Consider the following 10,297-nt stretch of genomic DNA (forward strand, 5'->3'; position numbering starts at 1 on the left):
TACACCTGTTCCCATGCCGAACACAGAAGTTAAGCTTCTCTACGCCGAGAGTAGTTGGTGGGTAACTGCCTGCGAGGGTAGGAAGTCGCCACGCTGTTATGGAGGATTAGCTCAGTTGGGAGAGCGTCTGCCTTACAAGCAGAGGGTCACAGGTTCGAGCCCTGTATCCTCCATGGATCGAAGATCCAAAACCCGACTGATTTGATTCCATCCAATGCCGACTTAGCTCAGTTGGTAGAGCATCTGTCTTGTAAACAGGGGGTCGAAGGTTCGAATCCTTTAGTCGGCAGTAGTATGCGGAAGTAGTTCAGTGGTAGAACATCACCTTGCCATGGTGGGGGTCGCGAGTTCGAATCTCGTCTTCCGCTTCGCTGAATCATCAGCGTTGCAACAATTAAATATGCACCCATAGCGCAATTGGATAGAGTGTCTGACTACGAATCAGAAGGTTGTAGGTTCGACTCCTACTGGGTGCATCATCGGGAAATAGCTCAGCTTGGTAGAGCACCTGGTTTGGGACCAGGGGGTCGCAGGTTCGAATCCTGTTTTCCCGATTGAACATTTTGTTCATGAATTATCGCGGTGTAGCTCAGCTGGCTAGAGCGTCCGGTTCATACCCGGGAGGTCGAGGGTTCGATCCCCCCCGCCGCGATTGCTTGGACCTTTAGCTCAGTTGGTTAGAGCAGACGGCTCATAACCGTCCGGTCGTAGGTTCGAGCCCTACAAGGTCCATCGGTCGCAGCTGATGGACTGGGAAACATTTTAACTTTAATATTAATTATCGCGGGATGGAGCAGTCTGGTAGCTCGTCGGGCTCATAACCCGAAGGTCGTTGGTTCAAATCCAGCTCCCGCAATTGGTTCCATGGTCTAGTTGGTTAGGACGCCTGCCTGTCACGCAGGAGATCACGAGTTCGAGTCTCGTTGGAACCGGTGTCGGCTCGGTAGCTCAGTTGGTAGAGCAATGGATTGAAGCTCCATGTGTCGGCAGTTCGATTCTGTCCCGCGCCATTACCCGATACCTTAAATGCGGGTGTAGTTTAGTGGTAAAACCACAGCCTTCCAAGCTGTTGTCGCGAGTTCGATTCTCGTCACCCGCTGGAATCTTGTTTTGGGCCTATAGCTCAGCTGGTTAGAGCGCACGCCTGATAAGCGTGAGGTCGATGGTTCAAGTCCATTTAGGCCCATTAACTGAATAATCATCATGGAGAAGTACTCAAGTGGCTGAAGAGGCGCCCCTGCTAAGGGTGTAGGTCGGGAAACTGGCGCGAGGGTTCAAATCCCTCCTTCTCCGTTGCTAATGATGGCCCGTTGGTCAAGTGGTTAAGACACCGCCCTTTCACGGCGGTAACATGAGTTCAAATCTCGTACGGGTCAGTGCTATTAACACCACATGGAGAATTACCCAAGTGGCTGAAGGGAACGGTCTTGAAAACCGTCAGGTGGGGAATACCCACGCGAGGGTTCGAATCCCTCATTCTCCTTTTATCATTTTTCTATTATCGCGGGATGGAGCAGTCTGGTAGCTCGTCGGGCTCATAACCCGAAGGTCGTTGGTTCAAATCCAGCTCCCGCAATTACAACTTAATAATATGTTGGTTCCATGGTCTAGTTGGTTAGGACGCCTGCCTGTCACGCAGGAGATCACGAGTTCGAGTCTCGTTGGAACCGTTAATGGCTCGGTAGCTCAGTTGGTAGAGCAATGGATTGAAGCTCCATGTGTCGGCGGTTCGATTCCGTCCCGCGCCATTTCTGGAGGATTAGCGAAGAGGCTAAACGCGACGGACTGTAAATCCGTTCCTTCGGGTTCCTAGGTTCGAATCCTAGATCCTCCATTTATAGGGATATAGTTTAAAGGTAGAACTACGGTCTCCAAAACCGTCAGTGTGGGTTCAATTCCTACTATCCCTGCTTTTTAAGATTTATGGCGGTATTGGTGAAGTGGTTAACACACCGGTTTGTGGCACCGGCACACGTGGGTTCGATCCCCACATACCGCCCTTCATTGGGGTATAGCCAAGCGGTAAGGCAACGGACTTTGACTCCGTCATGCGCTGGTTCGAATCCAGCTACCCCAATTGCTCCTTGGAGCAAAAAAATATACATCCTGGCGGTGTAGCCAAGTGGTAAGGCAAAGGTCTGCAAAACCTCTATGCGTCGGTTCAAATCCGATCACCGCCTTCGCTTGCAAAGTTAGCCGCAAGCGTGTATAATATAGCTCATGTCATGCCGGCGTGGCGGAATTGGCAGACGCGCCAGACTCAAAATCTGGTTCTAGCAATAGAGTATCGGTTCGACCCCGATCGCCGGTAGAAGTTACATACCGGATGCGCAAGACATGAATACATGAAAGACTCCTTGTGAGTCTTTTTTTGTGTCGTCAAATTGCTGACTCAAAAAATGCCCAGGCGACAAAAGCCTAGGCAAGGTGAAAGTTTATTGAAGGTAAGGCTGCAGTTGCGTTGCTAAACTGGAAAGGGTGCTGCTATCGGCAGTATTTTTAACTGCTTGATAAGCCCCGACATAATCCCCTGAGGCAAGTTTCTCACGAACATTATCCAATGCAGGGGTATTGTAAATTGCACTGGATACGGCTTGAGCTGTGCTGGTCGACATGCCATTTTGTTCAAGCATAGACGTGGCAGCACTTTGATCTTTGGCCGCTTTCATTAAAGTGCTCATTTTCGTGTTGTTGATCGCAGCAGTGGCGGTATCAATGGCCGCGTCTGTGGTGCTATTGCCAGTTTTGTGCGCCTCAAGTTGTTTGACTAAAGTCGATTTGACGGCTTTGTCAGCAGCAGTATCATTGCCGCCTGAGGCACTGCGCATGGTATTGTTGAGTTGTGGGAAAAAAACCACCGCTAAACCGCAAATCGCGACTAAAACTAATAATGTGATACCGATGCGGCGCCCCCAGTGTTTTTTCTTTGGACGTTGACGTCTACGTTGCATGGACTCACTCCCTTTGCGCCTATTATGGCACGGATCCGTGAATGAAGTGTGAAAGACCGATGACTTTATGGAATTGTTAAAATCGTAAATTGGGACTTCAGTAGGATTAGTCGGCATCAAAAAACTGGTACAATGTTGTGCAGTGAGTTACTTTGCGCCTGCACGTGAGTAGGCTATACTATAATTAACAATCTGTGTCTTTTGGAGGAAGCCTGATGAATATCGGTATTTTTACAGATACATATTTTCCGCAAGTCTCAGGCGTTTCAACGTCGATCAAAACGTTGAAAGACGATTTGGAACGCAAGGGGCATACCGTCTACATTTTCACGACTTCAGATCCCCATGTCCCAGAAGAAGCAGTGGAGCCAAACTTGTTTCGCTTCACTAGTGTGCCGTTTGTTTCATTTACCGATCGGCGTATTGCTGTGCGCGGGTTATTTCATGCCTATGCCGTCGCCAAAGAATTACAACTCGACATTGTGCATACGCAAACCGAGTTTTCGATGGGATACATCGGCAAATTTGTGGCGCGCCAATTAAAAATTCCCGTGGTGCATACGTATCACACGATGTATGAAGACTATTTGCATTATGTCATGAATGGCCACTTGTTGCGGCCGTATCATGTGCGGCAGTTTATGCGCGCGTATTTGTACCATGTGGCCGGAGTCGTCTGCCCAAGTGAGCGGACTGCTGACTCTTTGGCAGGGTATGGGATCACCACCCCGAAAGTGATCATTCCTACAGGCGTTGATCTCACGCAATTTGCTGCTGCGAAAAATCCGCATTTACGCGAAGAGCTCGGATTACAAGATGTGCCAGTGTTATTGTCATTAAGCCGCGTTGCTTATGAAAAACGCATCGATCGCGTCGTGGGGGCGATGCCTGACATTTTGGCCCAACAACCAGATACCGTGTTGTTAGTGGTTGGCGACGGTCCAGCGAAAGCTGATCTTGAAGCCCAAGCGGAAAGCTTAGGGATCAAAGACCATGTGCGCTTTATTGGTGAAGTCGATCACGATGACATCGCTGATTACTATCGCGCTGCTGACGTGTTTGTGTCAGCGAGTGATTCAGAATCACAAGGGTTAACTTATATCGAAGCGTTGGCTGCGGGACGCAAAGTCGTGGCATATGCAGGGGAATACACCCAAAGCTTGTTAGATGATCCAGCTATTGGGACCACCTTTACCACAGATGCGGAAATGGTGTCGCAATGTGTGCAATACCTGAAACATCCACAAGCTTTTGATGATCCTAAGCCGCGTGAAAGTAAACTCCAGGCAATTTCTGCTGATCAATTCGGCGATTCAGTACTGGCGTTTTATCAACAAGCCTTGGCTGCTCAAAATACTGAAGACCAAGCAGATGACCCACAAGAAGCGAAGGGGTAACCATGATCGACATCCACATGTTTAGTTCTGCAGATAAAGTTGCTGGCCAAGGGGTAGGGGCAGTATACACCGAATTATTGGATCTGTTGCAACAATACTTACCCAATGAATTTAAGATCAGCATCAACGATTATTCACCAAGTGTGATCAGTCATTACCACACCATCGATCCCGCCTTTTTTGCGTCAACTTTCTCAAAAAAACGTGGCCGCAAAATCGGTTATGTGCACTTCTTGCCAGACACCTTGGACCAATCGTTGACGTTACCAAAGCCTGCAAGGTGGACGCTGGACAAATATGTGGTCGCTTTTTACAAACGGATGGATACCTTAGTGGTGGTCAACCCGAACTTTATTCCGCGCCTGGCAGAATATGGCATCGACCCGAAAAAAGTCACTTATATTCCAAACTTTGTCTCGCGGCAAACTTTTTATCCTGAAACTGCTGACAACAAGGCGATCTTGCGGACGAAATATGGCATACACCAAGATGACTTTGTGGTATTTGGGGCTGGACAAGTCCAAGATCGCAAAGGCGTCGATGATTTCATTGCGTTGGCTAAGCGTAACCCAGATATGCGTTTCATTTGGGCTGGTGGCTTTTCTTTTGGGATGATCACCAATGGCTATGACCATTTAAAGTCTGCAGTCGCTAATGCACCAGAGAATTTGACCTTTACTGGCATCGTGCCACGTGAAGAAATGGTCGACTACTACAATATTGCCGATTGTTTCTTGTTGCCGTCGTTTGAAGAACTGTTTCCGATGGCAGTGCTTGAAGCCTTTTCCACCGAAACGCCAGTGATGGTGCGAGCCCTTGATCTATATGACACGATCATTGAACCGTATGCGATGGAAGCCGCTGACGAGCCAGCAATGAACCGCATGCTTCACCAATTGCGGGATAGTCCTAAACTGCAGCAAGAATATACACAAAAAGCAAAAGCTGCCGCTCAAGAATACTCGCAAGCACGTTTGGCGCGAGTATGGGAGCGATTCTACCGCGAACAAGCGGCAATGGTGTAAATCATGAGTCGAAAAAATCGTTGGGCTGTGTTGATCATGGTCGCCATTGGTGTGGCGATCTTTGCTTGGGAAATGAAAGACCTCAATTTCCGGCAAGTGTGGCACACGCTCAATCATATGCAACTCCAGTGGTTGCTCGTAGCATTATTGGTCATGGTCGGTTCTTGGGTAGTCGAAAGCTTCGTCGTCAAGGTGTTCGTGGAACATCAAGGCGAACATTTAAGCTTTCAGGCTGCATTTCGGGTGCCATTAGTCGAGCAATTGTTTAACAACATCACCCCGTTTGCTTCTGGTGGTCAACCTGCCCAACTGGTGGCGTTGATGCAAGCAGGCGTTGAAGGCGGTCGCGCCAGTTCTGTCTTGTTGATGAAATTTGTGGTGTACCAGTTTATGGTGTTGATCAATTTCATCTTGACCATTGTGATCGGCTTTAACCGCGTGGCAACGCATTTTGGGGCGTTAGCTTGGTTGATCGTCTTTGGTCTGGTGATCCATGTGGTGGTGATCATCGGTTTGTTGTTGGTGATGTATCAATATCACTTCACCAAACGGTTGGTGTCAGGTGTCGTGTGGTTATGTGGTCGCTTTGTTGGCGAAGCGAAAATGTTGCGCTGGCAGCAAAACATGGACGAAAAAATCGACACCTTTTATGCCGAAAGCTTGCATCTGAAACAAGAAAAAAAGAAAGTTTTAAAAGCAGCCGGCTTAACGCTAGTGCAACTGCTGATGTATTACTCGGTACCGTATTTTGTCTTGTTGAGCTTTGGCCTAGGGAAAGTCGACTTGGTGACTGTGATGGTGTCACATGTGATGATCGTCATGATCGTGTCACTGTTTCCGATCCCTGGCGGTACTGGTGGTGCAGAGCTGTCATTTAAGACGCTGTTCGCCAGTTTTGTAGCGACGCCGTCACAATTGGTGTTGGCCATGTTGTTATGGCGCTTGTTGACCTATTATTTAGGGATGGTGTTTGGCATCGGGGCATTAGCGGTGCCGGCCAAGCGCATGAAACAACTTGAAAACGCTAAAAAAATTTGATTTTCATAGTCACAGTGGGCCATTTTATGGTACGCTATCACAGAAGTACAGGAAGGGGGCCGTTGGTATGAAGAGCTCACAATTAGTTGCGATCATCAAACGCTTAGAAGCGATGCAAGAAGCAACCGATGGCGAAGTGCAATCACGGCGTTTCGAAAAAGACGGTGTCGAAAAAGGTCTCGTCGAATATGACCCAAAGACTGAAACCTATACCCTAGAAGAAATGGATCATCACCAAAAGTTTGACTTCGATGACATCGATCTCACGGCGATGGAAATTTATGATCTACTAGGTGACTAGTAGTCAGTTGGTAAGTCCCGCAGTTGTGGGACTTTTTTTGTGCCCAGCGCGTCTTGAAGCGTATTTAGTGGATCGGGTAGCCTAGCTTGAGGATTTGAACCCGGGCTTGGTTCGAATGCTCAAGCGTAGCTAGTCGTATCCACGTTGCTTCAAAACGCGTGACGATGACAATCACCTCAAATTCGGAGTTGTCTAGCTGTGTCGGCATTACATTAAACAGTACGACGAAGTGGAATCACCTGAGAGTACTAAGAAATTGTATGGCTTTAAAGCCCCGACGATAGTAAGGCATGGATTTCTTAGACGAATCCTCAACGAAAAAAAAGCGATTTTTGAAGGACACCGGTTAACATTCAGTTAAACCCGCGCGTAATTGTGGGGATAAATTGTGTTTTGTGTGACGAATGTGTAGACTAACGGTTGTGATATAATGTTGTATTATTGACAATTTCAAATCAGTGGAGGATCACGATGAAACATATCGGTAGCAAAATTCGAGGCTTTTTTGATTCGAGGCTCGGATTTTTTGTCCTCGCCATTGCATTGTTTTGGGCGAAAACCTACTGGGCATATCAAAATAAGTTCAATCTTGGCGTCAAAGGCAGCATGCAAGACTTGTTGCTGGCGTTCAACCCGATCCCAACGACTTTGTTGTTATTTGGGATCGCCTTATACATGCGGGGGCGTAAGTCTTACATCGTGATGTTGATCATCGACGCCTTGACGTCGATTTGGCTGTTTGCCAACGTGTTGTATTATCGCGAATTCTCTGACTTTTTGACCTTTGCGTTGATCAAAGGCTCAGGTGCGGTATCCAATAACTTGTCTAAAGGCGTTTTTGGGATCATGCGCCCCAGTGATTGGTTCGTGTTCTTAGATTTGGTGATTTTGATCGTGCTGTTAGCGACACATTTGATCCACATGGACTTGCGCCCGATCAAAAAACGCTTTGCCCTGGGGATCTCGCTGTTGGCCGTGTTGTTATTCGGTGCGAACTTAAGCATGGCATACTCTGATCGTTCAGGGTTGTTGACGCGGACGTTTGACAACAACTATATCGTCAAATACCTCGGTTTAAATGCTTATACTGTCGTCGATGGGGTCAAAACAGCCCGTACCAGTGCGACCAAAGCCAATGCCAAAGCCTCTGATATCGATTCGGTATTAAACTACTTAAAGAACAATAAGGTTTCGCCGAATGTGCAATATTCAGGCGTCGCCAAAGGCAAGAACGTCTTTATCATTCACTTGGAATCGTTCCAGCAATTTTTGATCGATTTTAAGTGGGATGGCCAAGAAGTCACGCCTAACTTGAACAAGCTGTATCACGAGTCAGATACCTTGAGTTTTGACAATTTCTTCAACCAAGTCGGCCAAGGGAAAACCGCCGATGCGGAAATGATGCTTGAAAACTCACTGTTTGGGTTACCAGAAGGCTCAGCGATGGTATCTGACGGGACCACTAACACGTTCCAAGCCGCCCCTGCGATCATGGACCAAAACGGTTATACCACTGCCGCGGCCCACGGGGATGTCCCGAGTTTCTGGAATCGTGATAACGCGTATAAGTCATGGGGTTATGATTACTTCTTTACCAAAGACTATTTCTTTTCAGGCAAAAACTTTGATGTCGGCTACGGCTTAAAAGATAAGATCTTCATGAAAGACGCCGCTGAGTATGTGGAACAACTGCCACAACCGTTTTATGCGAAGCTGATCACCGTCACCAACCACTACCCTTACACACTTGATAAACAAAACCAAACCATCACTAAAACGGATACCGGGGATGACACGGTAGACGGTTATGTCCAAACTGCGAAGTACCTGGATCAATCCATTGGTGAATTCATGACGTGGTTGAAGCAATCTGGTTTGGATAAAAATAGTATGGTGGTATTTTACGGGGATCACTATGGGATCTCAGGTAACCACAAAAAAGCGGTGGCCAAGTTACTCGGCAAGAAGTCGTTCGATGATTTTGACAATGCGCAGTTCCAACGTGTCCCATTCATGATCCACATGGATGGCCTCAAAGGCGGCGTCAACCACACTTATGGTGGGGAAATCGACGTCTTACCGACTTTGTTGAACTTGCTAGGGATCAAAGCTGACAACTACGTCCAATTTGGCTCAGACTTGTTGAGTGCCCAACACTCACAAACGGTGGCTTTCCGTAATGGGGACTTTGTCACGCCGCAATACACCAAAGTTGGCAGTACCTACTATGATACGACCACTGGTAAGGCGATCAAGCATTTGTCCAATGAGCAAAAAGCCACGATCGACAAAGCCACCAACCAAGTGACCACCGAGTTGAACTTATCTGATCGGGTCTTGAATGAAGACTTACTGCGCTTCTATACGCCTAATGGCTTTATGAAAGTCAATAAGTCCGATTACTCGTACAATAAGAAGAAAGCTTTGGCGAAACTCAAAAAGGCGCAAAAGAAAGGGACCTCGGTATTGGCGAAGAACAATGGCGCCACTGTCCCATATGTCACAGATGCACCAGAATTAGCGAAATCAGAATCATCGAGTAGCTCCAGTAGTTTAAGCAGTAGTGCCAAATAAACCAAACAGCGGCTTCGTGATGCTCAGCTATTGAGTATTGCGAAGCCGCTGTTGGTTAATATTCGATTACAAGCGTCAATCTACAATTGTATTTGCGCTTGTTTAGAGTTATTCTTATTTTAGAATCTTGAAGCTTTCGTAATATGAGGAAAAAAACATGCAAGCAACTGTTTATGATCAAACCATTACCAAATTAAAACAAGCAGGGATCCGCGTGACGCCACAACGCATTGCGATCATTCAATATCTGATCGCTAGCACTGCACATCCGACTGCAGAGCAGATCCATGATGATCTGGCGGCGAACTTTCCCCATATGTCAGTGGCCACGGTATATAACAATTTAGGTCTGCTGACCGATCTGGGCTTAGTGGAAGAAATGAACGTCGCAGACACTGCTGTCCATTTTGATTTTCCCTTGCAGCCACATTACCATGCGATTTGTACGAACTGTGGCAAAATTGTGGATTTTAGCGATCCTCACTTAGCAGAAATTCAAACCCACGCGGCCAAAGAAACAGGCTTTAAAGTCACCGCGCATCATTTGGAAGTTTATGGGCTGTGTCCAGAGTGCCAGGCAAAGTTAGCACATCCGAATAAAGCATAAATCAATTATGGTGTTTTCTGAAATTATCCGAACGAGTGAAACGCGTAAAGCGATCACTGTTCGGGTAATTTTTTTGTCTCAAAAAAGTTGGCCAAAATGGTTGACGCACCTTGCTGGGCTTGGTATGATATCAAAGTTGTCTTTTAGATAACACCGCAGTTAAGCGGCCAAGCGAAATTAATGCTTGACGAAAGCTTGACCGTCTGGTATGATTTAAAAGTTGTCGCGAGGCGTTATGAAGCGCTTCACCAAAAAGTTTTTAAAACTTTTTCTTGACAACAAACTGATGGTTATGATAAACTTATGAAGTTGATTGCAACTATCAACGAGGTAGTCCTTTGAAAACTGAACAAAGTTTCGTAAATGTGATAGGGCTTTTCTTAATTGAAAAGAATTAAACATGA

General features: G+C 46.9%; 7 protein-coding genes, 24 tRNA genes and 1 rRNA gene. 31 read left to right on the forward strand and 1 reads right to left on the reverse strand.

Features of this window, described 5'->3' with window-relative positions:
- The 25 genes from rrf to EKM92_RS13380 all read left to right on the forward strand — a co-directional run.
- Window positions 1–94, forward strand: a 5S ribosomal RNA gene (rrf, locus tag EKM92_RS13260); the annotation flags it as partial.
- A gap of 6 nt (window positions 95–100) precedes the next feature.
- Window positions 101–173 (forward strand) — tRNA-Val (locus tag EKM92_RS13265).
- Between the two features lie 43 nt (window positions 174–216).
- Window positions 217–289, forward strand: a tRNA-Thr gene (locus tag EKM92_RS13270).
- Window positions 290–296: 7 nt separating this feature from the next.
- Window positions 297–368, forward strand: a tRNA-Gly gene (locus tag EKM92_RS13275).
- A 34-nt stretch (window positions 369–402) separates the two neighbouring features.
- Window positions 403–476 (forward strand) — tRNA-Arg (locus EKM92_RS13280).
- Between the two features lie 4 nt (window positions 477–480).
- Window positions 481–554: transfer RNA gene (locus tag EKM92_RS13285), tRNA-Pro, on the forward strand.
- A gap of 24 nt (window positions 555–578) precedes the next feature.
- Window positions 579–652, forward strand: a tRNA-Met gene (locus EKM92_RS13290).
- 6 nt (window positions 653–658) lie between these two features.
- Window positions 659–732, forward strand: a tRNA-Ile gene (locus EKM92_RS13295).
- Window positions 733–782: 50 nt separating this feature from the next.
- Window positions 783–856, forward strand: a tRNA-Met gene (locus EKM92_RS13300).
- 2 nt (window positions 857–858) lie between these two features.
- A tRNA-Asp gene (locus EKM92_RS13305) sits at window positions 859–932 on the forward strand.
- 5 nt (window positions 933–937) lie between these two features.
- Window positions 938–1,010: transfer RNA gene (locus EKM92_RS13310), tRNA-Phe, on the forward strand.
- An 18-nt stretch (window positions 1,011–1,028) separates the two neighbouring features.
- Window positions 1,029–1,099: transfer RNA gene (locus EKM92_RS13315), tRNA-Gly, on the forward strand.
- Between the two features lie 13 nt (window positions 1,100–1,112).
- Window positions 1,113–1,186 (forward strand) — tRNA-Ile (locus EKM92_RS13320).
- 19 nt (window positions 1,187–1,205) lie between these two features.
- Window positions 1,206–1,293 (forward strand) — tRNA-Ser (locus EKM92_RS13325).
- Window positions 1,294–1,304: 11 nt separating this feature from the next.
- A tRNA-Glu gene (locus tag EKM92_RS13330) sits at window positions 1,305–1,376 on the forward strand.
- A gap of 18 nt (window positions 1,377–1,394) precedes the next feature.
- Window positions 1,395–1,483, forward strand: a tRNA-Ser gene (locus EKM92_RS13335).
- Window positions 1,484–1,502: 19 nt separating this feature from the next.
- Window positions 1,503–1,576: transfer RNA gene (locus tag EKM92_RS13340), tRNA-Met, on the forward strand.
- A 20-nt stretch (window positions 1,577–1,596) separates the two neighbouring features.
- Window positions 1,597–1,670: transfer RNA gene (locus tag EKM92_RS13345), tRNA-Asp, on the forward strand.
- A 5-nt stretch (window positions 1,671–1,675) separates the two neighbouring features.
- Window positions 1,676–1,748: transfer RNA gene (locus EKM92_RS13350), tRNA-Phe, on the forward strand.
- A 5-nt stretch (window positions 1,749–1,753) separates the two neighbouring features.
- Window positions 1,754–1,834 (forward strand) — tRNA-Tyr (locus EKM92_RS13355).
- 5 nt (window positions 1,835–1,839) lie between these two features.
- Window positions 1,840–1,910: transfer RNA gene (locus EKM92_RS13360), tRNA-Trp, on the forward strand.
- Window positions 1,911–1,926: 16 nt separating this feature from the next.
- A tRNA-His gene (locus EKM92_RS13365) sits at window positions 1,927–1,999 on the forward strand.
- A gap of 6 nt (window positions 2,000–2,005) precedes the next feature.
- Window positions 2,006–2,077 (forward strand) — tRNA-Gln (locus tag EKM92_RS13370).
- A 31-nt stretch (window positions 2,078–2,108) separates the two neighbouring features.
- Window positions 2,109–2,180 (forward strand) — tRNA-Cys (locus EKM92_RS13375).
- 47 nt (window positions 2,181–2,227) lie between these two features.
- Window positions 2,228–2,311 (forward strand) — tRNA-Leu (locus EKM92_RS13380).
- A 124-nt stretch (window positions 2,312–2,435) separates the two neighbouring features.
- On the opposite strand, the gene EKM92_RS13385 is transcribed toward EKM92_RS13380, so the two are convergent.
- Window positions 2,436–2,951: a hypothetical protein gene (locus tag EKM92_RS13385; RefSeq protein ID WP_125711483.1), complete on the reverse strand. Its 516-nt coding sequence runs from the start codon at window positions 2,949–2,951 to the stop codon at window positions 2,436–2,438.
- 215 nt (window positions 2,952–3,166) lie between these two features.
- Between EKM92_RS13385 and EKM92_RS13390 the strand changes: the two genes are divergently transcribed.
- The 6 genes from EKM92_RS13390 (at window position 3,167) to EKM92_RS13415 (ending at window position 9,893) form a co-directional block, all read left to right on the forward strand.
- Complete coding sequence (locus tag EKM92_RS13390) at window positions 3,167–4,348, forward strand: glycosyltransferase family 4 protein (RefSeq protein ID WP_125711484.1); 1,182 nt, start codon at window positions 3,167–3,169, stop codon at window positions 4,346–4,348.
- Window positions 4,349–4,350: 2 nt separating this feature from the next.
- Window positions 4,351–5,373, forward strand: a complete 1,023-nt coding sequence (locus tag EKM92_RS13395) for a glycosyltransferase family 4 protein (protein ID WP_125711485.1) — start codon at window positions 4,351–4,353, stop codon at window positions 5,371–5,373.
- 3 nt (window positions 5,374–5,376) lie between these two features.
- The gene (locus EKM92_RS13400; protein ID WP_125711486.1) at window positions 5,377–6,411 is read left to right on the forward strand and encodes a lysylphosphatidylglycerol synthase transmembrane domain-containing protein; all 1,035 of its coding nucleotides are present in this window, start codon (window positions 5,377–5,379) and stop codon (window positions 6,409–6,411) included.
- A gap of 67 nt (window positions 6,412–6,478) precedes the next feature.
- Entirely contained in the window at window positions 6,479–6,712 is a 234-nt protein-coding gene (locus tag EKM92_RS13405; protein WP_054718529.1) for a YkuJ family protein, read from the forward strand.
- Between the two features lie 471 nt (window positions 6,713–7,183).
- On the forward strand, window positions 7,184–9,286 hold the full coding sequence (locus tag EKM92_RS13410; protein ID WP_125711487.1) for an LTA synthase family protein: 2,103 nt from the start codon (window positions 7,184–7,186) through the stop codon (window positions 9,284–9,286).
- A gap of 157 nt (window positions 9,287–9,443) precedes the next feature.
- Entirely contained in the window at window positions 9,444–9,893 is a 450-nt protein-coding gene (locus tag EKM92_RS13415) for a Fur family transcriptional regulator (protein WP_125711488.1), read from the forward strand.
- Window positions 9,894–10,297 lie beyond the last annotated feature (404 nt).

The sequence above is a fragment of the Lacticaseibacillus porcinae genome, assembly GCF_003946305.1.
GTDB classification, from domain to species: domain Bacteria; phylum Bacillota; class Bacilli; order Lactobacillales; family Lactobacillaceae; genus Lacticaseibacillus; species Lacticaseibacillus porcinae.

Excerpts from the sequence above, each read along its gene's own strand:
- EKM92_RS13405 (WP_054718529.1), top strand. The coding sequence starts at position 6,479 with ATGAAGAGCTCACAATTAGTTGCGATCATCAAACGCTTAGAAGCGATG.
- EKM92_RS13410 (WP_125711487.1), top strand. The coding sequence starts at position 7,184 with ATGAAACATATCGGTAGCAAAATTCGAGGCTTTTTTGATTCGAGGCTC.
- EKM92_RS13395 (WP_125711485.1), top strand. The coding sequence starts at position 4,351 with ATGATCGACATCCACATGTTTAGTTCTGCAGATAAAGTTGCTGGCCAA.
- EKM92_RS13385 (WP_125711483.1), bottom strand. The coding sequence starts at position 2,951 with ATGCAACGTAGACGTCAACGTCCAAAGAAAAAACACTGGGGGCGCCGC.
- EKM92_RS13390 (WP_125711484.1), top strand. The coding sequence starts at position 3,167 with ATGAATATCGGTATTTTTACAGATACATATTTTCCGCAAGTCTCAGGC.
- EKM92_RS13400 (WP_125711486.1), top strand. The coding sequence starts at position 5,377 with ATGAGTCGAAAAAATCGTTGGGCTGTGTTGATCATGGTCGCCATTGGT.
- EKM92_RS13415 (WP_125711488.1), top strand. The coding sequence starts at position 9,444 with ATGCAAGCAACTGTTTATGATCAAACCATTACCAAATTAAAACAAGCA.